Source organism: Streptomyces sp. BL1 (assembly GCF_057628045.1).
On record NZ_JBXYWZ010000002.1, the window covers coordinates 7,022,183 to 7,047,037 of the forward strand.

General features: G+C 70.2%; 20 protein-coding genes and 2 CRISPR repeat arrays. Of the genes, 7 read left to right on the forward strand and 13 right to left on the reverse strand.

The genetic code is table 11. The features are described 5' to 3' along the window. Window positions 1-3 precede the first annotated feature (3 nt). A complete protein-coding gene (locus tag AC3AGO_RS30795) occupies window positions 4-657 on the forward strand; it encodes a TetR/AcrR family transcriptional regulator (RefSeq protein ID WP_487823544.1) in 654 nt (217 codons plus the stop codon). A gap of 50 nt (window positions 658-707) precedes the next feature. Here the strand turns inward: AC3AGO_RS30795 and AC3AGO_RS30800 are convergent, their stop codons facing one another. From AC3AGO_RS30800 to AC3AGO_RS30810, 3 genes are all read right to left on the reverse strand, one after another. After that, window positions 708-1,157, reverse strand: a complete 450-nt coding sequence (locus tag AC3AGO_RS30800) for an SRPBCC family protein (protein WP_487823545.1) — start codon at window positions 1,155-1,157, stop codon at window positions 708-710. A gap of 167 nt (window positions 1,158-1,324) precedes the next feature. Beyond that, window positions 1,325-2,428, reverse strand: coding sequence for a mandelate racemase/muconate lactonizing enzyme family protein (locus AC3AGO_RS30805; RefSeq protein ID WP_487823546.1), 1,104 nt, complete (start codon window positions 2,426-2,428; stop codon window positions 1,325-1,327). Window positions 2,429-2,484: 56 nt separating this feature from the next. Continuing rightward, entirely contained in the window at window positions 2,485-3,300 is an 816-nt protein-coding gene (locus tag AC3AGO_RS30810) for an enoyl-CoA hydratase/isomerase family protein (RefSeq protein ID WP_487823547.1), read from the reverse strand. A 244-nt stretch (window positions 3,301-3,544) separates the two neighbouring features. Here AC3AGO_RS30810 and AC3AGO_RS30815 point away from each other — a divergent pair, with 244 nt between their 5' ends. The 4 genes from AC3AGO_RS30815 (at window position 3,545) to AC3AGO_RS30830 (ending at window position 9,611) form a co-directional block, all read left to right on the forward strand. After that, the gene (locus AC3AGO_RS30815) at window positions 3,545-4,516 is read left to right on the forward strand and encodes a LysR family transcriptional regulator (RefSeq protein WP_487823548.1); all 972 of its coding nucleotides are present in this window, start codon (window positions 3,545-3,547) and stop codon (window positions 4,514-4,516) included. Window positions 4,517-4,874: 358 nt separating this feature from the next. Further along, the gene (locus AC3AGO_RS30820; RefSeq protein WP_487823549.1) at window positions 4,875-7,109 is read left to right on the forward strand and encodes an acetate--CoA ligase family protein; all 2,235 of its coding nucleotides are present in this window, start codon (window positions 4,875-4,877) and stop codon (window positions 7,107-7,109) included. 20 nt (window positions 7,110-7,129) lie between these two features. Further along, a complete protein-coding gene (locus tag AC3AGO_RS30825) occupies window positions 7,130-8,278 on the forward strand; it encodes an acyl-CoA dehydrogenase family protein (protein ID WP_487823550.1) in 1,149 nt (382 codons plus the stop codon). A 28-nt stretch (window positions 8,279-8,306) separates the two neighbouring features. Further along, window positions 8,307-9,611 (forward strand): CoA transferase, encoded by a 1,305-nt coding sequence (locus tag AC3AGO_RS30830; protein WP_487823551.1) that lies wholly within the window; start codon window positions 8,307-8,309, stop codon window positions 9,609-9,611. A 102-nt stretch (window positions 9,612-9,713) separates the two neighbouring features. On the opposite strand, the gene AC3AGO_RS30835 is transcribed toward AC3AGO_RS30830, so the two are convergent. Further along, the gene (locus tag AC3AGO_RS30835; RefSeq protein ID WP_487823552.1) at window positions 9,714-10,274 is read right to left on the reverse strand and encodes a TetR family transcriptional regulator; all 561 of its coding nucleotides are present in this window, start codon (window positions 10,272-10,274) and stop codon (window positions 9,714-9,716) included. A gap of 19 nt (window positions 10,275-10,293) precedes the next feature. Next, a complete protein-coding gene (locus AC3AGO_RS30840) occupies window positions 10,294-10,632 on the reverse strand; it encodes a hypothetical protein (RefSeq protein ID WP_487823553.1) in 339 nt (112 codons plus the stop codon). Window positions 10,633-10,976: 344 nt separating this feature from the next. Between AC3AGO_RS30840 and AC3AGO_RS30845 the strand changes: the two genes are divergently transcribed. Continuing rightward, window positions 10,977-11,873 (forward strand): DUF5655 domain-containing protein, encoded by an 897-nt coding sequence (locus tag AC3AGO_RS30845; protein WP_487823554.1) that lies wholly within the window; start codon window positions 10,977-10,979, stop codon window positions 11,871-11,873. Between the two features lie 321 nt (window positions 11,874-12,194). Then, window positions 12,195-13,016: a CRISPR direct-repeat array (repeat unit 29 nt; unit sequence CTGCTCCCCGCGCACGCGGGGATGGACCC). A gap of 518 nt (window positions 13,017-13,534) precedes the next feature. Further along, on the forward strand, window positions 13,535-13,708 hold the full coding sequence (locus AC3AGO_RS30850; RefSeq protein ID WP_487823555.1) for a hypothetical protein: 174 nt from the start codon (window positions 13,535-13,537) through the stop codon (window positions 13,706-13,708). Between the two features lie 222 nt (window positions 13,709-13,930). On the opposite strand, the gene cas2e is transcribed toward AC3AGO_RS30850, so the two are convergent. Genes cas2e through cas3 form a run of 8 tightly spaced genes read right to left on the reverse strand, consistent with a single transcriptional unit; the run spans window position 13,931 to window position 23,285 of the window. Then, window positions 13,931-14,287, reverse strand: coding sequence for a type I-E CRISPR-associated endoribonuclease Cas2e (cas2e, locus tag AC3AGO_RS30855; protein ID WP_487823556.1), 357 nt, complete (start codon window positions 14,285-14,287; stop codon window positions 13,931-13,933). Beyond that, the gene (gene cas1e, locus AC3AGO_RS30860) at window positions 14,284-15,246 is read right to left on the reverse strand and encodes a type I-E CRISPR-associated endonuclease Cas1e (RefSeq protein ID WP_487823557.1); all 963 of its coding nucleotides are present in this window, start codon (window positions 15,244-15,246) and stop codon (window positions 14,284-14,286) included. The genes cas2e and cas1e overlap by 4 nt, the downstream gene beginning before the upstream one ends. Window positions 15,247-15,250: 4 nt before the next feature. Then, window positions 15,251-15,997, reverse strand: a complete 747-nt coding sequence (gene cas6e / locus AC3AGO_RS30865) for a type I-E CRISPR-associated protein Cas6/Cse3/CasE (protein ID WP_487823558.1) — start codon at window positions 15,995-15,997, stop codon at window positions 15,251-15,253. Next, the gene (gene cas5e, locus AC3AGO_RS30870; RefSeq protein ID WP_487823559.1) at window positions 15,997-16,710 is read right to left on the reverse strand and encodes a type I-E CRISPR-associated protein Cas5/CasD; all 714 of its coding nucleotides are present in this window, start codon (window positions 16,708-16,710) and stop codon (window positions 15,997-15,999) included. The genes cas6e and cas5e overlap by 1 nt, the downstream gene beginning before the upstream one ends. Then, window positions 16,707-17,912, reverse strand: a complete 1,206-nt coding sequence (gene cas7e / locus AC3AGO_RS30875; protein WP_487823560.1) for a type I-E CRISPR-associated protein Cas7/Cse4/CasC — start codon at window positions 17,910-17,912, stop codon at window positions 16,707-16,709. The genes cas5e and cas7e overlap by 4 nt, the downstream gene beginning before the upstream one ends. A 9-nt stretch (window positions 17,913-17,921) precedes the next feature. After that, window positions 17,922-18,602: a type I-E CRISPR-associated protein Cse2/CasB gene (casB, locus tag AC3AGO_RS30880; protein WP_487823561.1), complete on the reverse strand. Its 681-nt coding sequence runs from the start codon at window positions 18,600-18,602 to the stop codon at window positions 17,922-17,924. After that, window positions 18,599-20,344, reverse strand: a complete 1,746-nt coding sequence (gene casA, locus AC3AGO_RS30885) for a type I-E CRISPR-associated protein Cse1/CasA (protein ID WP_487823562.1) — start codon at window positions 20,342-20,344, stop codon at window positions 18,599-18,601. The genes casB and casA overlap by 4 nt, the downstream gene beginning before the upstream one ends. Further along, window positions 20,334-23,285, reverse strand: a complete 2,952-nt coding sequence (cas3, locus tag AC3AGO_RS30890) for a CRISPR-associated helicase Cas3' (RefSeq protein ID WP_487823563.1) — start codon at window positions 23,283-23,285, stop codon at window positions 20,334-20,336. The genes casA and cas3 overlap by 11 nt, the downstream gene beginning before the upstream one ends. Before the next feature lie 302 nt (window positions 23,286-23,587). Further along, a CRISPR array of direct repeats spans window positions 23,588-24,470; the repeat unit is 28 nt; unit sequence CTGCTCCCCGCGTATGCGGGGATGGACC. The last annotated feature ends 385 nt before the right edge of the window (window positions 24,471-24,855 follow it).

Below are 24,855 nucleotides of genomic sequence, written 5' to 3' on the forward strand. Positions count from 1 at the left end.
AAGATGGCAGGCAGGACGAGGCGGGACGAGCAGGTCAGCGCGACGCGGGAGGCCCTTCTGGCGGCCGCGGAGCGGCTGTTCGCCGAACGCGGCGTGCACACGGTCGCCAACCGTCAGGTCAGCGAGGCCGCCGGCCAGGGCAACAACACGGCCGTCAGCTACCACTTCGGCACCAAGACCGACCTGATCCGTGCGATCACGCGTCGGCACGCCGAGCAGATGGAGCGGATCCGCGCGGACATGATGGCCGGCATCGGCGACTCCACCGATCTGCGGGACTGGGTGGCCTGCGCGGTCCGCCCGATGACCGAGCACCTGGAAGCCCTCGGCCGCCCCAGCTGGTACGCGCGGTTCATCGCCCAGGTCTCGGCCGACCCCGCGCTGCACGCCGCCACGTGGGAGGAGTTCTCCGAAGCGGCGCCGTCGATGCAGCCGCTGAAGGAGGGCATGAACCGGTGCCTGCCCGACCTGCCCGCCGAGGTGCACGCCGAGCGCGCCGCCATGACACGGCACCTGATCACGCAGATGGCCGTGGAGCGGGAACGCGCCCTCGCCGACGGCGCCCCCACCTTCCGCGCGACCTGGCACGACGCCGCGACGGGCCTGATCGACGCGATCGTCGCCCTGTGGCAGGCCCCCGTCACGCGCGAGCCGTGAACGGTTCCTGACCCGTTCCTGATCCGTTCCCGACCCGGCCGCTCAGCTGTTCAACTCCGCACGCCCTGCTGCTCGCACACCGCGATACGGGCGAGCTTCGTGAGCATCATGCCGTTCCGTACCGCGACGACGTAGTCCACGGGGAGCCCGTGCATCCTGATGCCGGGACCCCGGAGGGGATGCCAGTCGAGGATCATCAGGGTGTGCTCGCCCCAGGGGACCAGCTTCATGGCAATCCGGGCCGCGCCGAACGGGTCCGCCTTCGCCTCCAGCTCCAGACGGCGCTCCGGTTCGCAGATGCGCACGACGCAGGTGTCGTCGACGGTCACCGGGCCGAATCCCACTCTGACCCGCAGCCGGGCGCCCACCCCGGGCCAGTGCGGGTCCACGGCGAGGATCTGCTGCGTGCCTGTCACCCACTCCCCGTAACGGTGGCCGTCGGACAGCAGACTCCAGACCTCGGACGGCGGGCTCAGGATCAGACGGCGGGTACGGGACACGCGGACCACACTCCTTCACGACCGGCGCCGGCGGCGCGGCCCCGCATACGGAGGGGGCGCGCCCGGCCACGCGGCACCGTCTCCGACCCTAGCCGCGTCGTACATACCGGGCATCTGTGGTCGAAACCAGCGCCTCGACGACGGTTCCGGAGAGTCCGCCCGTACGGTCAGCTCTTGTCGACCCGGTAGCGGTCGAGCTTGGCGGCGTCGATGTCGACGCCGATGCCCGGCCCCGCCGGTACGGCGAGCAGCCCGTCCTCCACCGTCAGCCGCTGCTCGGTGATCTGGTCGGTCAGGAGAGTGAACAGGTCGAGCTCTCCCGCCTCCCGCCCGACCCACGGATGCCCCGCCCCGAAGTGGAGCGAGGCGGAGGTGCCCACCACGCTGTCGGCCTGATTGCCCAACAGGGCACGCGCGCCCAGCGCCTGGGCCATCGCCACGATCTTGCCGCTCTCGGTGAAACCCGTACGGGTGGTCTTGATGCTCAGAACCCGCGCCGCGCCCTGGGAGACCTCCCGGGTGGCGTCCGCCAGCGTGGTGGCGCTCTCGTCGGCCATGACCGGGATGCTGATCTGCCGGGCGAGGCGCTGCCTGCCCAGGAAGTCCCCGGCCGGGCTGGGCTCCTCCGCCAGTTCGATGCCGTGCCCTGCCATCACCGGCAGCACCTGCGCGGCCTGCTCGGCGGTGTAGCCGTGGTTGGCGTCGACGTACAGCAGCGCCCGGTCGCCCACCGCTTCCCGTACGGCTGCGACCACCGCCACATCGGTGGCGGGATCCAGGCCGACCTTGAGCTTGAACGCCGTGACCCCGCTGCGCTCCCGGGCCGCGCGCGCCTGCCCGGCGACCTCCTCGGGTGTGCCGAGCGACAGCATGGCCGTGACGCGCAGAGCCTCGCCCGACCCGCCGAAGAGCCGCCAGCAGGGCTGGCCCGTGACCTTGCCGCGGATGTCGTGCAGGGCGATGTCGATGGCGCCCTTGACCGTGTTGTTGGCGACGACCGCCGCCATGCGCGCCTGGGCCTTCTCGACCGCGAACGGGTCGAGACCGCTCAGCGCGGGCGAGAGCCAGTCGCGTACCGCCGCGACGATGGAGGCCTGCGACTCCCCGTAGATCATGGGGCGTTCGACGGCCTCGCCGATGCCGGTCACCCCGTCGCTGGTGTGCACCCTGACGAGGACGTGCTGGGCGTGGGTGAGTTCCCCGGTGGCGAAGGCGAGGGGGTGCCGGTACGGGACGGAGTACGGGACCGCCTCGATCTCGGTGATCTGCATCGTGAACTTCCCCTCGATCGTGCACGGGCGTACGGGCGCTGAGTCGTCAAGGCCCGCTACTTCCCGCCGAAACGAGGCGGACGCTTCGCGAAGAAGGCGGCCTTGCCCTCCTGGAAGTCCTCGCTGTCCATGAGGGAGACCTGCGCGGCGAGTTCGGCTTCGAGGACGTCGTCGAGGGACTGGCCGGGGCGGGCGAGGATCTCCCGGGAGGCGGCGAGCGCCAGGGGTGCCCGCGCCGCCAGCTCCTCGGCGAGTTCGAGGCCGCCGGCCAGGGCGTCCTGGCCCGCGAGTATGTCGACCAGTCCCCATTCGGCGGCGAGTTGGGCGTCGACGACCGTACCGGTGAGGATCATGCGGCGGGCCCGCGCCGCGCCGATGCGGCGGGGGAGCGTGTGGTGCAGGCCGCCGTCCGCTGTCAGGCCGACCCCGGTGAAGGGCGCGCAGAACCGCGCGGTGTCCGAGGCGACGACAAGGTCGCAGACCGCGGCCAGGGAGAGGCCGACGCCGTACGCGGCGCCCTCGACGGCGGCGATCACCGGCTTCGTCGAGCCCGCCAGGGCGCGGACGGTGTCGTTCATCGCGTGCATGCGCTCGCGGTTGACCCGGCCGGACACGTACGGGGCCGACAAGTCGCCACCGGCCGAGAAGTGGCCCTCCGCGCCGGTGAGAACGAGGACGCGGCAGTCGTCGTCGGCGACTGCCGCCCGTACGGCGTCGGTGAGCTGATGGCGCATGCCGATGCCGATGCTGTTGCGTTTGGCCGGGTTGTTCATCGTCAGCACGCAGGCGGACTTCACGCGGTCGACGCGGACCAGCCCGGTGGTGCTGTCGGCCGGCGGCACCGCTTCGGGCAACTCTCCATCGGACGACACGGCCTCTGACAACTCTCCATCTGACGGCACTGCCTCGGGCAACGCTTCCTCACTCCAGTCGAGCCGGTTGCGGCCTTCCGTCCCAGGTCCGCGAACCACAGGTGTGTTCACGGGGGTTGGCCCTGTGACGGTACGGAGAGAAACTGTGGGCTGTCCAACACCAATCGGAGACACGATTGAGTCGTTGAATCGACACTGTGCCGTGTGAGCGGCGAGAAGGGCGGCGGCCGTGGAGTTGCGGCACATGGAGGCTTTCGTCACCGTCGCCGAGGAGCTCAACTTCCGCCGTGCGGCAGGGCGGTTGCAGATGTCGCAGTCCCCTCTGTCGCAGCAGATCAAGCGGCTGGAGCGGGAAGTGGGCGTCGAACTGTTCCGCCGTACGACCCGGCAGGTCGTCCTCACCGCCGGGGGTGAGGAGTTCCTCCTGGAAGCCCGCCGCGCGCTCAAGGCGGCGCAGGCCGCGCCCCGCGTCGCACGTCAGGCCATGGAGGGGCTGATCGGCACCCTGCGGCTCGGCTACAGCGGACCCACCTCGTCGGAGGTGATGGTGCGCATCGTGCGGAAGTTCCGCGAGTCGCGGCCGAACGTACGGCTGGAGGCGGTGGGCCCGCACCTCGCGTACGAGATGGTGCAGCGGATCCGCAACGAGGAAGTGGACGCGGGGCTGATCCGGTGTCCCGTCCCGACGCCCGGTCTGGGGCTGCACGAGATCGCCCGCGACCCGCTCGTCGTCGCGCTGCCGGCCGCGCACCGGCTCGCAGAGCGGGAGCAGATCGCGCTGGAGGACATCCAGGACGAGCCGTTGATCGGGCATCCGGCGTCGCGGGGATCCATCATCACCCCGTACATCCAGAGCGCGTTCCTTCACAAAGGGCTCAGCTCCAACATTGTTCAGGAAGCGCCCGATACGCACGCCATCATGGCGCTGGTGGGCGCGGGCGCCGGAATCGGCATCGTTCCCGAGTCCGCCCGGCACATTCGCGTACTCGACGTGGTGCTGGTGCCCGTTCCCGAAATCCCGCCGCTGCCGCTGGCGTTGGTGTGGCGGGACGACGACGTCAATCCGGCGCTGAGTTCCCTCGTCGAGGTGGCCACCGAGGTGGCGGGCGAATACAGGCCCGTTCCCCGCGAATACCGCGCCGCTCCGGGTGAATACCGCGCCACTCCGGGCGAATGCGGCGCCGCTCCGGCGCAGGAGCCGCGGGCACAGGCATAGTCGGCCCCCGGCGGGACGGCCGACATCGCCGCAGGTCACAGGCGATTGTGACGTGTGGGCGACTCAATCATGCACGGCTTTGGTGTTGGACGGACCCGATGGGCTGATCTAGCTTCCTTGGTGGCCCGACCGCGCGTCCTGTGCCCCGCCGCCGACCTGTGAGAACCGGCGGGTTCTCCCCGTCGCCCCGCCTCCCGTCTTTCCGTGTCCGCCTTCACACATCAGCCCGCGGGCCCCGCCCCGGACGGGGCTCGCGGTGGACGGGGTCAGCCGCGCGAGCGTCCGTACCCCCTGCGAGAGGAGCGCCCGTACCGCCGCGAGAAGCCCAACTGTCCCGCTGCGAAAAGGAGTTGCCATCGTGTCCGCGCGTGAACCGCACCCCGAGCCGAGCTCCCAGGTGAACCCCGACGGGGACGACGACGCCCTCCGGAGACTGCTGCACCCGCAGTCGATCGCGATCCTGGGCGCCTCCGATACGCCGACGAAGTTGTCCGGGCGGCCGGTGGACTATCTGAAGCGCTTCGGGTTCGCCGGACGTATCCTCCCCGTCAACGCCAAGCGCCGGCAGGTGCAGGGCCTGCCCGCGTACGCCGCGCTCGACGACATCGAGGGCGAGATCGACCTGGCGATGATCATGCTGTCGGCGGAGCAGACGGCCGGTGCGGTACGGGCGTGCGGGAAGCGCGGCATCCCCGCCGCGATCGTCGGAGCCTCGGGGTTCGCCGAAGTGGGTGGCAGGGGCGCGGAGTTGCAGCGCGACCTGGAGGCGGCGATCGCGGAGAGCGGGGTGCGCGTCCTGGGTCCGAACTGCCTCGGCATGATCGGCGTACGGAGCGGTGCGGTGCCCACGTTCAGCTCCGCGCTGGACGAGGACGTACCGCTGCACGACGGTCCTGTGGGATTCCTCAGCCAGAGCGGCGCGTTCGGCGGCTTCGTCTTCAACGAGTCGCAGAACCTGGGCATCGGCATCTCGCACTACTTCAACACCGGCAACGAAGTGGACCTGTCGGTCGCCGAGTTGCTCGACGGGCTGGTGCGTACCGAGCAGACCGAAGTGGTGCTCGCCTATCTGGAGGGCGTCACCGGAGGCCGGAAGCTGCTGGAGGCGGCGCGCGAGGCGCACGAGCGGGACAAGCCCGTCATCGCCGTGAAGGTGGGGCGCTCGGCGGCGGGCGCACGCGCCGCGCACTCGCACACCGCGTCGCTGGCCGGGGAGGACGCCGTATTCGACGGCGCGGCCCGGCAGTTCGGCATTCTGCGCGTCGACGGGCCCGAACCGATGCTGGACGCCGCGCAGATCTTCGCCACCGGACGGCGCGTGAGAGGCCGCAGGCTGACCTCGCTGTCGGTCTCCGGCGGCGCCGGAGCGTTGATGGCCGACGCGGCGGCCGCGTACGGCATCGAGGTCCCGGCGTGGGACGAGACGTGGCAGCGGACGATGGCCGACGTGATACCGGCGTACGGATCGCCGCGCAATCCCATCGACCTGACCGGCACGCTCGTCGCCGAACCGGACATCCTGCGCCGCGCGTTGAGGGTGGCGGCCCGGCACCCGGACACCGACATGATCACCGTGCTGCTGGGCTGCGCCGACAACTGCGCCGAGGAACTCATCGACGCCATCGACGAGGCACACCGCTCCACGGACCGGCCCGTCGTCGTGGTGTGGACCGGCGGCAGCGGCCGCCCCCGGCAGCGCCTGCGCGACCTCGGCATCCCCTGCTACACAGACCCGGGGCGGGCCGCGGCCGCCCTGGGACTGCTCGCGGACTTCAGCCTGCGGCCCCCACTGGCGCGGCCGCAGCGGCCCACCGGCATCGACGCGGCCGCCGCACGCACGCTCCTGAACGGGGTACGGGCCGCCGGTCGTTCGCGGCTCGACGAGCACGAGGCGACCCGCCTCGTCGCCGCGTACGGCGTGCCCTGCGCCGCCTCCCGCCCGGTCGGGTCCGCCGATGAAGCGGTCGCCGCCGCGGACGAACTCGAAGGCCCCGTCGCCGTGAAGCTGCTGAGCGAACAGGTCGGCCACAAGAGCGACATCGGCGGCGTACGACTCGGCCTCACCGAAGCCGATGCCGTACGGGAAGCCGCCGACGACCTGTTCCGTATCGCCCGCGAGCAGAACGTGGACGAAGCGCGGCTGCTCGTGCAGCAAATGGCCGCCTCCGGAACGGAGTTGATCGCCGGAATCAAACGCGACCCCGTGTTCGGTCCCGTGGTGGTGGCCGGCCTGGGCGGCGTACTCGTCCAAGCCCTCGCCGACAGCCGCGTCGCCGTCGCCCCCGTCGACATGGAGACAGCGCGGCGGCTGCTCCTCGGCCTGCGCGGCAGCAGGCTGTTCGGAGCGGTGCGTGGCAAGCCCGCACGCGACGTCGACGCCGCGGCGGAAGCGCTGGTCCGGCTGTCCTGGCTGGCCGCCGACCTGTCCGAGGACATCGCCGAACTCGACGTGAACCCCCTGCTGTTGGGCGCGGAAGGGGACGGCGCCGTCGCCGTGGACGCCCTGGCCGTCCTGACCCGGCCCGCCGTACCGACCGACCCCGCCGCCCCGGCCCAGCCCGCCGTCCCGACCGGCCCCGCCGCGGGCGCCTGAGCCCGGGAGAGGAGAAGACCATGGACACCGCGGACTTCGAGAACATACTCGACGCCGTCAGAACCTTCGTGCGCAAGGAGGTCGTCCCGGCCGAGGAGACCATCGAGGAGACCGACGAGATCCCGCCGATGCTCCGTCAGAAGGCCGCAGAGATGGGCCTGTTCGGGTACGCGCTGCCCGAGGAGTACGGCGGGCTCGGCTTCTCCATGAGCGAGGAGGTGCGGCTGGCGATGGAACTCGGCTACACCGCGCCCGCGTTCCGCTCGATGTTCGGCACCAACAACGGCATCGCCGGCCAGGTGCTGGTGGCCTCGGGCACCGAGGAACAGAAGAAGCGGTATCTGCCGGACCTGGCCAGTGGCGCGAAAGTCGCCTCCTTCGCCCTCACCGAGTCGGAGGCCGGCTCCGACCCCAGCGGACTGCGGACCCGCGCCACCCGCACCGAGGACGGTTACGTCCTCACCGGTCAGAAGCGGTTCATCACCAACGCGGACGTCGCCGACGTCTTCATGGTGTTCGCCCGCACGGGAGACGTGGAGCTGGGTACGAAGGGCATCTCGGTGTTCGTCGTCGACGCCGCGAGCGAAGGGCTCAGCGTGGGGCCGCCCGACGAGAAGATGGGCCAGCGCGGCGCCCACACCGCCGAGGTGTTCTTCGACGAGGTACGGGTCCCGCATGCGGCCCTCGTCGGCGGCGTCGAAGGCGCCGGATTCCCGGCCGCCATGCGCTCGCTGGTCAAGGGCCGGGTGCACATCGCCGCGCTCAGCGTCGGCATGGCGCAGCGGCTCATCGAGGAGAGCGTGCGGCACGCCGCTGGCACGCGCCAAGGCGGCCGCCCCATCGCCGAGTTCCAGCAGGTGCAGGCCATGCTCGCGGACAGCGAGACGGAGGCGTACGCGGGCCGCGCGATGGTGCTGGAAGCGGCACGCGACTACGACAGCGGTGCCGACCGGAGGATGGCGCCGTCCTGCGCGAAGCTGTTCTGCACGGAGATGGTCGGCCGCGTCGCCGACCGGGCGGTGCAGATCCACGGCGGCATGGGCTACATGCGCTCGGTCGCCGCCGAACGCTTCTACCGGGACGCCCGGCTGTTCCGTATCTACGAGGGCACCAGCGAAGTCCAGCGCGTCATCGTCGCCAAGCAGCTGCTCAAGGGGGCCGGCCGATGACGGGCCCCTGCTGCTCCCGGGAGCGGCTGTGAGCGGGGCGGCGGGCGGCCCCTCCCGGCCGCTGCGCGGCCTGCGGATCGTGGAGATCTCCAGTTACGTGGCGACGCCGCTGTGCGGGATGACGCTCGCGCAGCTCGGCGCCGACGTCATCCGGGTCGAACCGGCCGGCGGCGCACCCGACCGCACCCGCTGGCCGCTCGCGGAGAGCGGCACCAGCCTGTACTGGTCGGGCCTCAACAAGGGGAAACGGGCCGTCGAAGTCGACTTGTCCACCGCCGACGGGCGCCGGCTCGTCGGCGACCTGATCGTCAGTGGGGGAGACGGTGGCGGCATCGTCGTCAGCAACTCCGAACGGTACGCGGACCTCACCTTCGACACTCTGCGGGAACGCCGTCCCGACCTGATCCACGTACTGCTCACCGGGCGCCGCGACGGCGGCACCGCGGTCGACTACACGGTCCAGGCAGGCACCGGCTTCCCGCTGGTGACCGGCCCCGAGGACTCCGTACGGCCGGTCAACCACCTGCTGCCGGCCTGGGACATCGCCGCCGGGCTCTACCTCTCGACCGGTCTCCTGGCCGCCGAACGCCACCGCCGACTGACGGGCGAGGGTCAGCAGGTACGGGTCGCGCTGGAGGACGTCGCCATGGCCACCGCGGGCAACCTCGGCTACCTCGCCGAGGCCCAACTGTCCGGCACCGTAAGGGAACGCGACGGCAACCACGTCTACGGCACCTTCGGCCGCGACGTCGCCACCTCCGACGGCGGACACCTGATGCTCGTGGCGCTCACCCCGCGGCACTGGCGCGAGCTGCTCGCCGCGACGGGACTCACCGACGCCGTCACCGCGCTGGCGGCCGCTCTCGGCGAGGACTTCACACAGGAATCGGCGCGCTACCGGCACCGCAAGGTGCTCGGCGACCTCGTCGCCGGCTGGTTCGAGAGCCGTACGCTCGCCGAGGCCGAGGAAGCCCTGCGGCCCACCCGGGTGCTGTGGTCGCGCTACCGCAGCTTCGCCGACCTGGCCGCCGACGACGCCCAACTGCTGCGCGAGAACCCGCTGATGGCGGAGGTACGGCAGCCCGGCGTCGGCCGGCACTGGGCCCCCGGCTCACCCGTCGTGATGGCGGGCGAACAGGCACCGCCCGCCCCCTCACCACGGATCGGCCAGCACACCGACGAGACGCTCGGCTCGGAACTCGGCCTGGACTCCACGGACATCGCGAGGCTCCGGGACAAGGGCGTCCTCGGAAACCGGCGCCCGGCGCCCGGCGCCACCTCCCTCTCGACGACGGAGACGGAACCCCGTGAGGCAGGCGGCAACCATGCGTGAAGCGGTCATCTGTGAGCCCGTACGTACCCCCACCGGCCGCGTCGTCGCCCTCGACGCGGGCCTGCCCACCTCGGTCCCGGGCGCGGTCAGTATCCGGCGCGGTCAGTATCCGTCGCCGAGCAGCGACCGGATCAGCCCGGACAGCTCCTCCGGCTGCACCTTGCCGAGCTCCTCGAAGGAACCGCTGCGCCGTGCGAGCACGATCCCCACCACGGCCGCGGCCACCAACTCGGCGTGCAGCAGCGGCCGTTCGCGGCCCTCCGCGGTGAAGCGCCGGTGCAGCGGCTTCACCATCCGCTCGTGCAGTTCGGCACGGGCGGCCCGGTCCGCGTCCGGATCGCTGAGCCGTTGCACGGCGACCTGGAGGATCGGTACGAACCCGCGCCGGTCGACCCGTTCGAGGACCTGCAGCAGCCGGTCCGGATCCAGGAGGTCGCCCCGCAGGATTTCACCCCGCTCGGTCTCCACGGTGGCCAGATACAGCTGCGTCTTCCCGCCGAAGTACCGGGCGATCAGGGCGGGGTCGACGCCCGCGCGCCGGCCGATGTCGCGGATGGTGGTGCGGTCGAAGCCGTGCTCGGTGAAGAGTTCGCCCGCCGCGCGCAGCAGCAGCTCACGGCTCTGCGCGGAATCCCTGCGGCGCGACGTGCTGCTCCCGCTCACCGTTCCTCCGTCTCCGCCCTCATGTGTTCTCACTCTCCGTCACGGCTACCGTACGTGACTTGCCGGCCGGTTCCGCCCCGGGGCCCGGAACGGCCTGTCGCGCGGCGCCGGAAGAGCGCGGCGTACGCGCCAGCAGCCAGCCGGCCAGCGCGGTGACCACCCAGACCACGCAGCCGCACAGCGCGGCCAGTTGGTAGCCGCTGTCGGCGGGCAGCCCTTGCGCGTCGGTGTCGGCGGCGAGGACGGTCGCGCTGAACGCACTGCCCATGGAGTAACCGATGTACACGTCCAGTAGGTGGCGCCGACCTGCGCAGATGACGAAGCAGACGTAGCTGACCTGCGCGAATGTTTCTTTCACGGCGTTTCACGTTCGTGCGCAGTTATGGCGCCGGAACTCCCCATGCGCTCCCCGGAGAGGCGGAAACTCCCCAGGGCCTCCCCAGGGAAAGTGGCTGCCCAGCGAGACCGACTGCAGTTACGCCGGACGGCGCGCAGCGTATCCCGCATGCTGGGGTGGCGAGAGTGAGAGAGGCCCACTCCGCCACCCCAGGCTCGGGGCGAAGGGCGTTGGCCCGACACTCTGCCACTCCCGGGAACAGGGGGACATGAGTGCTGCCGGTCGGCGGCAATCGCCTCTCGCACCCGGCGGAAATATTCTGGCCCTCCTCGGCGTTGGTGCGCCTTGAGTCGAGGAGGGGGCAGGTGTCGGGCCTGAAGTTGTTCCGCGCGAATACGACGACTAGCGGCCTTACCGAGGTAACGTCGCGTCTTGCTGAGGCCGAAGCGGACGTGCAGGGCTTGGTCGAGACGCACATGGAAACGCTGCTTGGCGTCCGTTTCTTGGCGAGTGAGTACGGCACAGGCCCGGTTCACGGAGGCCGGATCGACTCACTCGGCCTGGACGAGAACGGATCGCCGGTCATCGTCGAGTACAAACGCGGCACCGACGCAGGCGTCATCAACCAGGGCCTGTTCTACCTCTCATGGCTGATGGACCATCGCGCCGAGTTCGAACATCTGGTGCGCGACCGGCTCGGGGTGACAGCCGCGTCCCAAGTGCTGTGGAGCGCGCCGCGCCTCATCTGCATCGCCGGCGACTTCACGCGCTACGACGTGCACGCGGTAAGCGAGCACAGGCGGTCGATCGACCTGGTCCGCTACCGGCTCTTTGGCGACGACCTGTTCGGGCTTGAGACCGTGGCGTCCGTCAGCGGCGGCATGCAGGCCATCCGTCCGGCGGGCCGGCAGGCTGTCGCGCGAACCGCGGCCGATGCCCAGGGCGCACCGATTATGGAGCTGGCGAGCGTGGTCGACGAGGTGCTGCTGGGCCTTGGCGACGGCGTGAACCGCGTCGAGCGCAAGCAGTACCGGGCATATCAGCGCCTGCGGAACTTCGCGTGCGTGTGCACGCCCCAGCGGAGCAAGCTGCTGGTCTACCTGAAGGTCGACCCGAAGCACGTCGATATCGTGCCCGGCTTCACACGGGACGTGACCGGACTCGGCCACCACGGGACGGGCGACCTGGAGGTGCAGCTCCGCACGCCGAGAGATGTGGAGCGAGCGCAAGACCTCTTCCGCGCGAGCTATGCAGTCACGTAACCACTCGATGGTCACCTGCCGGCATGCGACGACTGGACCCTGTGATGGTCGAGAATCGCGACGCTGCGGGCGAGTCCTTTCTAATAACTCCTTTTATGCGGTGGCTTGTTGAGGTTGCCAATACTGCAGTGACTAGAGTGCGATCTAAAGCACTCAGCGACCCCACCCTCTGCCTGGTACCCGGCGGGTGGATAACTGGGCCTAGGCTGTCCCAGTGAGGAGTACGCCGACGCTTCGCCCCATCGGCAGGTTGAAATGTCTGCATCGCTGATAGTTGCTCAGAACGGCATCTCCTCCCGGAAAACTCCCAGGTCGGAGAGGCTGCTCCCCGCGCACGCGGGGATGGACCCTCGTTGGACGCAGGAGAGGAGTGCACCCAGTCCTGCTCCCCGCGCACGCGGGGATGGACCCCGTGAGCGCGTGAGCGCTCCGGCCGTGAACGGCTGCTCCCCGCGCACGCGGGGATGGACCCCCACGGTGTTCTCGATGGCTTCGAGCGCAGCCCTGCTCCCCGCGCACGCGGGGATGGACCCGCTTGGCGTCGCTGGTCCACCGCGGCTCGACGCTGCTCCCCGCGCACGCGGGGATGGACCCCCACCCCGCTGAACCGGGGTCAACCGAGTTGACTGCTCCCCGCGCACGCGGGGATGGACCCTACGCCCGGATCATCAACGGCGGCGACGGCGGCTGCTCCCCGCGCACGCGGGGATGGACCCCAGGGAACCGCTCTTGAGGGGGTGTCAGTCCACTGCTCCCCGCGCACGCGGGGATGGACCCGACAACTGGGATGAGTTTCCAGCCGAAGAGATCTGCTCCCCGCGCACGCGGGGATGGACCCAAAGGTGACCTGCTCGCGCTGCTGAAGAACATCTGCTCCCCGCGCACGCGGGGATGGACCCTGGTATGACCAGGGCGGATACCTCCCCGAGGGCTGCTCCCCGCGCACGCGGGGATGGACCCCGTGCACCCAAGGCTCGCCGTCGGGCAGTGCTCTGCTCCCCGCGCACGCGGGGATGGACCCCAGCACCGCATCAACGCACGCGACCAGGAGGACTGCTCCCCGCGCACGCGGGGATGGACCCCCGCGCGGTCCGCGAGTCGGTCCGCCGCTTCGCTGCTCCCCGCGCACGAGGGGATGGACCCGGCACCCTGCGTCCGCCCGCCCATGCCGACGGCTGCTCCCCGCGCACGCGGGATGGACCCGAGGCGTGGAACCCGCGTCCGCCCGGCGGTGACTTCTCCCCACGCACGCGGGGGAGGATCTCGGTCGGAGGTGGCCGGCTCGCAGATGGAGACTTACTCCTCACGAATTCGGGGACAGGCCCGAAAACGGGGCACAGTACGGAAGTTGGGGTCTGCTCCCCGCGCGCGGTGATGGGCCCCGGCTCGGGTTCGTCGCGTAGTGCTCGGCTGCCCCTCGGCATGGGCCCAGCTGCCGCGTCCGGGATCGATGCCTCATTGCCGTTACCGGTACAAACCCAACAGTTTCGTGGGCTGGCTTACGGAGGTTGTTCCTGCGGCCGGCATCGGGGCCACGGGCCTTCTGTCCTCACGTAGTTGGCGATATCGCTGTGCGGTATGAGTCCGATGGGCCATCCTAGTTTCAGGGTGCGGCTTTCGCGTCGCACGCACTTCATCGCAGCATGAGGAGCGAGTGAGTGATGGAATTGCTGATCGTGGCTTCGGTGCTGCTCATACTGTTAGCGGAGGGCGGCAGACGGTTGGCCAAGTGGCTCAGGCCGGTGAGCCTGTCCGTAGTTTGCGATGGCTGCGGGAAGGCGAGAGGCATCCGCTTCGTGTTCCGCTCGAAGTCGTCCAACAAGCAGAAGGAGTAGCAGCCGCGCCACGTGGCTACTGCACTGGACGCGACTGCCGAACACACCATCCCCGCATGCACGGGGAGCATCGAGAAGCCGTAGCCAGCAATAGCCCTCACGTAGGGGCCATCTCCGCGTGCGCGGGGAGCAAAAACCTGACGTCAGAACTTCTCCACCTGCCAGGCAGCAGGCAGTTCCAGGGTAAATGGCGGGCACGCCAGATGGTTGTGCGGCCTGCCCTCAGCGACCGTAGCGGCGGCGTTTGGCGGTGGTGCTCCAGCCCTGACGCGGCGGGCGCGTGGTGGTGTTCGGGTTGGTGGGCTGTTCTGAGGGGCGGCGGATGAGGGTGACGCCCTCGTGGTCGACGGGGTGCCAGTGGTGGTCGTGGGTCTCGAAGGTGTAGCCCTGCTCTGTGTCGGTGCTGTACGTCAGAATGGCGCGGCCTTCGCGCGCGTATTCGCGTACCTCCGCCCAGAGCGCGTCCCGGATGCGGGCTGAGGGGTTGCCGACGAAGACGCCGGGGGAGATCTCAAGGAGCCACCGAGTGAGGAAACCTCGTAGGCCGGTAGGGCAGTTGGACAAGACGATCACTGTCACCAGATCAGTCCCTCGCCGAGGTTGTGGCCGGCTTGAAGCTCCTCGCCGCGGTCGGACTGGAGTGTCACCCGGTCGCGTAGCGGATCATCGCGCTCCTCGGTGACCCGTGCAGCCATCCCGGAGGCGAGCAGCGTCTTGATGTCGCTGACGCAGCGGTCCAGCAGTCCCGCGGCATGTACGCGGTCGCGCAGCGCTCGGCGAACACGGGCGCCGACATCCTCCTCGCTTTCGGCTGCCACTTCGAAGGCGACCGGGATGCCAATCTCGGTTTTGTAGAGGTCCGCGATGTCGAGGGCGAAGGACAGTTCGTGCCCGGAGTGGACGAAGCCGAGCCCCGGGATGCAGCCGAGCGCGGCCACCACACTTTGCGCGATGCCGTACATGCACTGCCCGGCGGCCGTGACCGCCTGGTTGGGGGCATCGCCGGAGGCGAAGTCGCCCTGGACGTACCGGCGTCCGCGCCATCGGATGCCGGTACGTGCAGCTTCGGCGTGGTAGCACGCCTTGACCCTGTCTCCCTCCATGCCGAGCAGCTTCCGACGGCTGCACCCTGCTGGATCCTGGTCGGGGAAACGCAGCGAGTACATCGCCCGGGCGATGTCCAGCCGTGTCCGCGGATTCGCCCATAGCCGGGCCTGGGCTTCGGAGAGGGCAGCCGAGCGGGAGAGCGCTCGGCCGCCGGCGTAGTAGCGCACGCCGTGCTCGCCGACCCACACGATGCCCACGCCGCTCTCGCCCAGCAGCCGGATGGCTTGTTGGGAGATTTTCGTGCCCGGTCCGAGTAGCAGGGTGCCGATGGTCGCGGATGGGAGGTGCCGTACGCCGTCGCCGTCGGCGGCGGTGATCGCGTTGTCAGCGCAGTGGATGACGGCGCGCTCCAGGTAGACGAAGGACAACCGGTCCCCGATGCGGGTGAGTTCGCGTGGGGAGGAAGCGCCCCGCTTGCTGATGGTGGTCACCTGTCTAGCCTTCCGGCGCCAGTGTGAGCAGTCCGCAGCCGTAAGCTTTGCCGCGGCCGATGCCCTGGGTGAGGGCGGTTCGCAGCGCGTCGGGGTCGGTGATCTCCAGCCGGCCGCTGTAAACGGCGGTGACCAGGTTGACCGGGTTGGCGCGTCGGCTCCCCTTCTTCGGAGGTGTGCCCGGTGCGGGATCGTCGGGGCGCTTGCGGAAGGCGAGGTCGCGGCGGCCGTGGACGACCGTGGCGTACCGCTCCAGCGGGTCCTCGGCGTCGGGCACCGCCCCTGGCAGCAGCTCGAAGCCGTGCCTGGACTGCTGTTCCAGCAGCCAGCCGAGCTGATGGCGCGGGGTGACGTGTGCGGTGCGCTTGGTCGGTTCTCCGTCCTTGCGGCGGATGGAGTGCACCGGGTTGGCGGTGAGCCGGAACGCCCATCGGTCGCCCTTGGCCAGGCGTTGCAGCAACGGCCGGTAGTGGCGGCTCTCCCAGCCGGGATTGCCGGGCTCGGCCAGCGCGGGCCAGCCGGCCTGCTCCACCATGTGCGTGAGGTCGAGACGGTCGGGGCTGACGACGTACAGCTGCACCTCAGTGCGGGTGCCGTGGTCGAGCCGCCAGAGGATACGGGGCCGTTCGGCAGGGTCAGTAGGCAGGCCGGGGCAACCTGCGAGCACCGCCGCGTGCAGGCGCTGGGGGGAGGAGAGCAGGAAACGCGCCCCGGTGCGTGCGGTGTTGACGCGGAAGCGGGTGAGGTACATCAGTCGTCGTCCTTCAGCGGCTGCATCGGGTCGTGTAGCGGGACCGCGGGGGCGGGCTCTGCGCCCGGCCGGGGGACGGTGTCGTGCCGCACCGACCGGTGGGCGTAGCGACGGTGGCGCGGGTCGAAACTGCGTGGCAGATCCGCGACGAGATCGCCAGGCGGATCGTCGGCCGCGGAATCCAGCAGCACGGGGAGATGCTTGGGGGCGGTGCGGGCGGTCTGCCTCCGGTACCAGGATGCGGCGAGCCACGGATGCTCCCGCAGCGCCGTCTCCAGCCCTGTCTCGTGCAGTACACCCCGGTCGAGCGGTCGTGCGGGCGGGCAAGCACGGCGTCCGAGGAAAGGCAGGAAATGCGGTGTACGCAGAGCGGCGTGCAGCTCCTCGATCATCGGGCGCTCGCCCTCGACAGCGGCTAGGAACACCGCATCGGCCAGGTAGAAGCGTTCGGTGACCGGCATTGCCTTGTCGCTCACTTGGTGGTGCGCGGTTTGAAAGTCCCGTACGCGGGTGCCGGGTTGGTCGATGCGTACGCCGAAGCGCAGTGCGGCGAGATCGGACAGGTCGGCGGTGCGGGGGCGGCCCTGGGCGGCAGCGAGCAGCCCGATCACCCCGCTCTTGGTCGGTGCGGACTCCGTGGAGCGCCGGGGATAGCGGGAGGCGGCACCCCAGGACTGGAGCGGGCCGGCGAGTTGGAGCAGCAGCACACTCACTGCGTGCCGCCCCGCCGCTCCGCGACCGCCGCGCCGACGGCCGCCACCAGCTCGTCGAGCGTGACCGGGGTGCCGACGTCGGCGAGCTTGGCGGTGTTCCGCCCGGCGCGGACGACCCAGCTGGACAGAGCCTCTTCACCGAATGCCTCTTCCACATCGGTGATTTGCTCAGCCAGCCGCTCGCTGGCCTGCCGCACGTGTCCGCTGCCGGATTCGGCCATCGTCGGCTCCTCGAACGCCCCCACGAAACTGACCGGGCGGCTCGCACGCAGCTTGACCACGACGGCGTCCGGCGGAGTGTGGTGGGCGAAAGTGTTGACCTTGCCGGTGGGAAGAGAGGAGACGAAGCTGCGGACGAACGCCTCCACCGCGCGGCGCACCGGCGTGGCCGGATCGGCGCTCTCTTCCAGGCCCTGTCCGAGGTTGTCGGCGAGCCGGTTCACGTCCAGAGCCGCGTAGCGGTACAGCGTCGCAGAGTTGAACTCCACGGTGCCGATCATTCCGGCACCGGTCTCTTCGTCGGTGTTCTCGTCGTCCACCGCGGTGTAGTAGTCCGACTCGTTCTCCACCGCGTGGACGCTGATGGCGTGTGCGACCTGGGCGGCGGCGTCCACGTTGATGTCGGCGCCGTCGGCGACCATCCGGCCGAAGAGGGCGATGTCCACGGAGTGCCGCGTGTCGGCGATCTCCCGGACGCGCTCCTTGTTCTCCTTGACCTTGAGGAAGCTGGCGATGTCTGCATGGCCCTCGATCGCCAACTCTGCCAGCCCGCGTCGCTGCTGGGCACTGAGGAACATCAGATACTTCGACTCCGGCGGCTGCGGCCCAGCCTCCTCGGCATCGGCGGCGGCCTCCTTGTCCTTCTTCGTCTTGCGCTCCGGGACGACGAGCTTGGAGCCGGTGCCGGCCTCCACCACCGCCCTGGCCAGCTCCCAGGACGCCTCCGGCGTCACCTCCGGATCCAGCTCCCGGATCGTGTCGCCGATGAGCTCGGCGACCTTCTTGGTCCGCACCCCCAACTCGGCAGGATCCAGCAGGCTTTTGAACCCGGTGCGGGTGGCGCGCTTCCATGCCTGGCTGGAGACGCGGGAGCGGCGTACTCCGCCGTAGACGGCGGTCTTGGGGGTGCCGGTGTCATCCCGGTTCAGGTTGCTCGGCGGCACCGTCTGCAGGACGTGGATGTCAACGATGGTACGGCTCACGGGACTTCCTCATTCTGTGCGCTGGTCGGTGGCAGACGAACCGCTGTCGTCGGACGGAGGCGTATCTTCGGAGTGCTTGCGTGGGCGGCCGGAGTGGAACTCCCGCCCCCATTCCTGCCGGACCTGCAGGCGCCGGCCGGGGTCGAGGGCCTGATCGAGCTGGTCGGCGAGCCGGGCGTAGTCCAGCGGCTCGCCTTCACGGCGCAGCAGCAGGACCAACTCGCGCAGCCGGTAGGCCAGTACGTTCGCCGAGGTGGCCCCGGCGACTCGGACGAAGCGCCGGCGCAGTGCCTCGTCGATCTCGCCCTGTGGCATCAGCGCGCGGACAGCGCCGCCGAGGTGGCGACCAGGGACGTGCATCCGGTCGGTGCGCTGGGACTGCTGGTGCAGCGCGTACAAGGTGATCGCCAGATGGACGGCGGTGGGACCGTGTTCGCTGCTGTTCAAGTGGCCGTTGTCGGTGTAGAGCTCTTCGGTGCCGGTCAGGCCGAACAGCTCCGGGATCTCCTCCGGTGCCTTGCCCGCTCCGCGCCGGAGCTGGGCGAGGCGGGCGACGGCCCACGCCTCGTCGTTCGCCTTCAGATAGCCGCGCTGGAGGGGCTCCAGGAACGCGTGCACCGTACGGCCCACGAGCCTTGGCTCGTACGCGTTTCGCCAGACGGGGGCGGGTGCCGGACTGCTGGAGGTCATGGGGTGGGCTCCTCGGGACGGCTCGGTGTCGGATCTTCGCCAGCAGAACCAGGCGGGCCGTCATCGGCCGGTGCCAGCACGCGCTTGCGCAACTCGCCGCGGAATGCGCGCTCCACGTGCGCGGAGTTCAGCCAGTACGTGCCGCCCTTCGCCGTCGGGAGTACGCGGCCCTCCCAGGCGGCCTCGCTGGAGGAGGCCACCAGCTCCACGCCGAGTGCGCGCACCCGGTCGTGTGTGATGCGCCGCCAGCTCTCCAGCCGCTCATCCGCGTCCACGCCGGATTTCAGCGTGGCCAGCCACTGGCGGAACGGACCGTCCAGCTCGCCGAAGCCCCGGTCGCGGGCCTCCGTCCGGGGCGTTGCCGGGTTAGCGCCGGCGGCCTCGGCAAGCCCCGCGGCGAGGTTGCCCAGCAACCAGACCGCGGTCTCTGCAAGTTGCACGGCCTGCACCGCGGTGTCGCGGAGCGCGGTGTCGTGCGGGGAGAGCAGCGCCACGGACAGGCTGAGGCTGTCGTCCACGACATCCGCGATCACCGACTGCTGGGTGCCGTACTCGCAGCCCAACAGGCGCGCCCGGACCAGGTGATCGTGATCCAGAGCTTCGCTGTCTTCAGCCATGCGGCCCAGCCATTCCAGTACCCGTGGTGTGATGCCGGGGGCCGCGTCCTTGCCGGCCTTCTGCATTGCCGCGGGCGGATAGCCGGTGATGAGCGAGGCCAGGCCCCGCCATGCGGTGCGGGTCGGGTCATGAGTGCGGGGGAGGTAGACCGGGCTCCTGCCCAGCTTCTTTTCCTGTTGCTCGCTGCGCCGCCAGCCGGTCATGGGCTCGCTGCCGTGCATGTCGCGGTAGGGGAGGGGGTCCCCGTACGCGAGCACGACGCCGTACGCCGCCTCGCCGTCGTGGTGCAGCCGCACCCGCCGGGCCTGCCAGGTATACAGACCTCGCGGTCCGCACGGTGCGGCCTCAGTCTCCGGCAGCGGAGCCGCCCCGAGCGGCTGGGGACGCCGCCAGACGGGCATGTCCGCATCCTCGTGCTGGAGCAGATCGTCGTCCTCACGGGGAATCAGGTTCAACAGCAGCGTCTCGCGCAGGCTGTTGCCCTCGGCGAGTACGCCCCCGAGCATTCCCGCTGATCCGACACCCTGTGGGTAGACCTTGCCCGCCTTGATCCGGTCCTTGTCGCCCACGGCGCCGGATTTGATCCCCGAGACGTCCCAGGCGTGCGCGTGCACCACCCAGCGGGCCGCCTCGGCGAAGGTGAGTCGCTGCGCCCCGTGGGCCCGCATGCTTAGGAAGCGGTCGTTGTTGGGAACGTCTGCGACGATCCGGTCCAGCGAGAAGACCTCGTCCTTGGCCGTGCGCAGATCCGCCACCTGGAAGAAGGGGCGCTCCGGGTGCAACAGGTCGAACCGCTCCCTGTGCCGCGCGAGATACGCCGCCACCTGCCCGGCCGGGAAGCCTTCCGGGCCCGCCTGCCACAACTCCTCCCAGGCGTCCCGGGTTGCCGGATCGCCGTCCAGCGCGTCGTAGAGCACCGCCAACAGCAGCCGGACCAGGGCGAATTCCTGGGTGGGCAGGTCACCGGTCACCCGCCGGATCTCGTCAGCCCGATCAAAGACCTCAATCAGCGACAGTTCCTTCTCCACACCGTCGCGTAGCAGCACCGGTAGCCATGGCTGCGAGGCCAGATCGAAGCGGGGAACCGCCTCGTCTGCAGGGGACGCAGGGGCGTCATGGGGCACGGGTCACCTCCAGACCATCGTCGGACGAGTAGCGCAATTCGTAGCCTGCCAGAGAGCACTGACACTCCTCATCGAGCGCGAGAATCAACTGCCCTGCCAGCCAATGACTTTCGCGCCCCTGCCATGCCTCGATGTACAGCTCCTCCAGCTCGGCCACCGCGCGGTCCGCGGTCGCGAAGCAGAAGTGGTGCGGCAGCCGCAGGGCGCTGGCCGCGACCGCTCTGGCGCGGTGCGGGTCCGGCGGGACCTCGGTAGGCAGCTCCAAGCCCCCACGGGGCCGCCCGTGTTCGTCCGGCGGCAGATGTAGAAGTGTGCGCAAAGCGCCCTCGGCGGTCCGTTGGATGACCAACACCTCCACGGGGTCCTCGGCGTCGCGCACCTGCTGCCGGCCGGCCGGAGTGTCATCGGCATCGCCGACCCCCGCGTCGAGCCACCCCAACAGCGAGCGGCCGGGCGGCTTGGGAGCGGTGAGCCGGTATGCGCCGGCCTTCTTCTGCTGCGCGGCCCGATGGGCCTTGTCGGTCTGCTCCGCCGCCACCACGGCTTCTTGCCAGCCGTCAGGTCCCTGCACGGCATCCCCGTATGCCCCCTGCACCAACGGACTGATATCCGCAGGAAGCCCGACCGGTTCACCGCCGTCGTCCAGGTGCGGGCGGAGCACCGCCGCAGCGCGCAGCAGTGGCCACGCCCCGTACACCGTCGTGGAACCGCGGACCGGCACCGGCGGCGGCCCGTCAGGGGCAGTCCATTCCCCGCTTCCGTCATCCGCTTCGATGCCGGTGATCACGCAGCGGGCGGTCCTCAGCCGCGGCGGGCGCTCGCGCCGGTGGCGGTGGAGACGACCCATCCGCTGGAGGAGGAGATCCACCGGGGCAAGGTCGGTGACCAGGATGTCGAAGTCCACGTCCAGCGACTGCTCGGCGACCTGGCTGGCCACCACGATGTGTGTGGTCTCGGGCCGTCGCCCGGCGCAGGTCTCCGGCGGGCCGAAGCGCTCCCGGAGATCGGTGTCCTTGGCCGCACGGTCCAAGTCCACGAAGCGCGCGTGCGCGACCGTCACCGCATCCGCACCGAAGCGCTCCCGCAGAACGGCCGCTGTTTCTCGTACCCGGTTGACCGTGTTGCGGATGACCAGTGCGCAGCCGCCGTCGGCCAGGTCGGTGACGAGACGGTCGGCGAGCGACTCCGGGGCATCCGCCCCTGCTTCGACGTAGACCTCTGTGGCCCGCCCAGAGGCGGCCGGAGTCCGCTCGATGGCCGTTCCGCCCGGTGCGACCGCTGTGAGCAGAGGGTATGGGTGCGGCGTTCCGTCCGGTCGCAACGACTTCGGGTACGCCTGCGGGCCCGCATAGGCACGGGCCAGTTCTTCCCGCCGCGCCGCCGGAAGTGTCGCCGAGAGCACCACGACCGGCACCCGGTAGGCGCCCAACCAGGCCAGCGCTGCGTCCAGATAGGTGTCCATGTACGCGTCGTACGCGTGCGCCTCGTCGATCACGACCACCTTGCCGGCCAACGCCAGGTGGCGCAGGGCGAGATGGCGCGTCTTCAACGCCCCGAACAGAAGCTGGTCGACCGTGCCGGCGACAAAGGAGGAGAGCATCCCCGTCTTCCGGCCGCGCAGCCAGTGGTGCGCCACGAGTTCCGCGGTGTGTCGGACGTGCTCGCCCTCCCGGTCCGAGCCTCGCGTGTGCTGGTCGTCCGTCTCCACGCCCATCGGGCCGGAGGGGGCACCCATCAGCGCGGTGTAGTGCGGGTTGAGTGCGGACTTGGCGTGTGCGAGAAATACCGACTGCGCGCCCCGCTGCCCATCCTCGTCCGGCAACCGGCCGAGCCAGTCCCGGAGTCGGGGGAACATCGCGTCGCCGGTCGCCCGGGTCGGCAGCGCGAAGAAGCACCCGCCCGCGCCGGAGCGCGCGGCCAACACCTCCGCCGCGGCGAGAGCCGCCTCCGTCTTCCCCTCACCCATCGGCGCTTCGACAATCAACAGGCCCGGCGCCGGCAGTTCGCGGGCCAGCTGCACCGCCGCGGCCTGGACCGGGCGTACTTGGGAACCGGGCGGGAGGGCGAACCGGGCGCCGTAGTGGGCATCGGCGTCTGGCGGCGGGTCAACTGCCGCCCAGGGCGCCGGGAGATCGAGCCCGCGCCAGGCCGCCCCGATCCGCTCAGCGGAGGTCTGCTCCTGCGCGTCGGGATAGTAGGGGAAGAGCTCGGTGTTGCTCGCTATCCAGTCCGCCACGATCACTGCCGCCGACAACAGCACCTGAACGGGCTGGGGGAGACGTACCTCCCTCCAAGCCGGCAGCCGCTCCACCACGCCACACGCCGCTGCGGCGGCGTCCAGCAACTCCGTCTGGACGCCCCTCCACTTCGCCTCACTCGCCCCACGTGTACGCAGCAGTTCGCCCCTGCCACGCAGCAGCCTCACCTGCCCGGCGTCGGGCGGGACACCGTGGTGCCCTCCAACGATCACGGTGAACTGTCCTCGCGCCCCCTTGGACAGCCCGCCGTGCTCGTCCAGCCATTCGTCCAGGAGGATCTGCCCGGCCAGACCGTGGGGCGCCGCGCTGCGCTCGGTGAGCAGCCGTCGCGTGGGCATCTCCAGCCCGTGGTCCTGCATGACAGCGGCGAAATCCTCAACCTGGCAGGCAAAGGCCGGCGTTGCCTTGCCGATATCGTGCACCGTCGCCAGCCACACCAGCAGCCGCTGCGCGTCCGCCTCCCCGGCCGGCAACGCCTCGGCCACCGTCTGCCGCACCTGCCGCGGCAGCCAGTTGTCCCAAAGCCGCTGGGCCACGGCGCCGCTGTCCGCCATGTGCCGCCACAGCGGTAACCACGCGCCGCTCCTGCCGCCCTCGCGCTGGTCGGATTTCGCCCAGACTTTCCGTGCGGGCAGCGACAGCCCTTCGCCTAGTCGCGCCGGGTCCGGCCACCTGTCGTTCATGCCGATGATTAGATCGTCTGACGGCAGAGAGGCGCCGTTCCTCTGATCTTGTCTGGCTGATAACTTCCGTTACTCAGCGGTTTGTTGGAGTTATGACCCTTTTGAGTGGCTGGATCCCACCCCTGGGTCGCGGCGGCTCCACGCGCTGCCAGGAGGTATCCGCTCAGGTGGCCTTGCGGTGCGTACGCTGCCCCGGCGAGAAGCACGCCGACACCTCGCGCGACCGACCGGTGGAAATGTCCGAATCTCTGATAGTTGCTCAGAAGGGCATTCTCGTCCGGTAAACGCCCAGGTCGGCAAGTCTGCTCCCCGCGTATGCGGGGATGGACCCAGCACCAGCCGCAGCAGGAGGTGCGGCACGAGCTGCTCCCCGCGTATGCGGGGATGGACCTCACCCCCACCTCGAACCCCGCAACCTCTGGTGCTGCTCCCCGCGTATGCGGGGATGGACCCGACGGCGTCATGAATCGTGGTTGGCGTCGCTGCTGCTCCCCGCGTATGCGGGGATGGACCCTTCGACCGTGCCACCGGCGGGCCGGCACCAAGCTGCTCCCCGTGTATGCGGGGATGGACCCCTCACGCAGGAGAAGTTGGGCGAGCTGTGCGGCTGCTCCCCGCGTATGCGGGGATGGACCCCTCGACACCGTCACGCGGGCCGTCGCAAAGGGCTGCTCCCCGCGTGTGCGGGGATGGACCCAAGAAGGCGCAGACGAGGGTGACGGAGTCCGGCTGCTCCCCGCGTGTGCGGGGATGGACCCTACTGCGACCGCTGGAGCATCACCGCCCGCAACTGCTCCCCGCGCATGCGGGGATGGACCCTGCACTACTGCGGCCATGCCAGCGCCGACCGGCTGCTCCCCGTGTATGCGGGGATGGACCGGCCCACCCGCTGCGCATCGGCGGCAGGACGGACTGCTCCCCGCGCACGTGGGGATGGACCCCCCACGCCCACCACCGAAGGAGTGCGCACATGCTGCTCCCCGCGCACGTGGGGATGGACCCGTAATCGACGTGGCGAGGTGGAACCGTCTTGCCTGCTCCCCGCGCACGTGGGGATGGACCCGATGTCTCTGAGCTAGGCAGTACCGCACTGCCCTGCTCCCCGCGCACGTGGGGATGGACCCAAGGCCGCGGGCAAAACTAGCGACATCATCATCTGCTCCCCGCGCATGCGGGGATGGACCCAGGACTGCGGGTCGGGCTAAGGCTGTGGCGGCCTGTTCTCCACGCACGCGAGAATGGGTTCCGGTGCCGGTGGGGCGGCTTGGTGCTGGTGATGTTCCCGATGCACGCAGGCATGGACCCCAGAACCTGGGCTACGCCTTCGCTTGGCAGCTGCTCCCCGCGCATGCGGGGATGGACCCCGAAGATCGATCCGACCGACCGCAGCAGCGACCTGCTCCCCGCGCACGCGGGGATGGACCCTCAGCGCCTGTAACGATCCTCTGACCAGCAACCTGCTCCCCGCGCATGCGGGGATGGACCCCGTTCCTCATCGCGCCGGTTGAGGACGCCGCACTGCTCCCCGCGTATGCGGGGATGGACCCTGCGCATACTGCGCGGAGGGGGT

Coding starts and splice junctions, on each gene's coding strand:
- AC3AGO_RS30795 (WP_487823544.1), top strand. CDS start 4: ATGGCAGGCAGGACGAGGCGGGACGAGCAGGTCAGCGCGACGCGGGAG.
- AC3AGO_RS30805 (WP_487823546.1), bottom strand. CDS start 2,428: ATGCAGATCACCGAGATCGAGGCGGTCCCGTACTCCGTCCCGTACCGG.
- AC3AGO_RS30815 (WP_487823548.1), top strand. CDS start 3,545: ATGGAGGCTTTCGTCACCGTCGCCGAGGAGCTCAACTTCCGCCGTGCG.
- AC3AGO_RS30825 (WP_487823550.1), top strand. CDS start 7,130: ATGGACACCGCGGACTTCGAGAACATACTCGACGCCGTCAGAACCTTC.
- AC3AGO_RS30850 (WP_487823555.1), top strand. CDS start 13,535: ATGGAATTGCTGATCGTGGCTTCGGTGCTGCTCATACTGTTAGCGGAG.
- cas6e (WP_487823558.1), bottom strand. CDS start 15,997: ATGTACCTCACCCGCTTCCGCGTCAACACCGCACGCACCGGGGCGCGT.
- casB (WP_487823561.1), bottom strand. CDS start 18,602: ATGACCTCCAGCAGTCCGGCACCCGCCCCCGTCTGGCGAAACGCGTAC.
- cas3 (WP_487823563.1), bottom strand. CDS start 23,285: ATGAACGACAGGTGGCCGGACCCGGCGCGACTAGGCGAAGGGCTGTCG.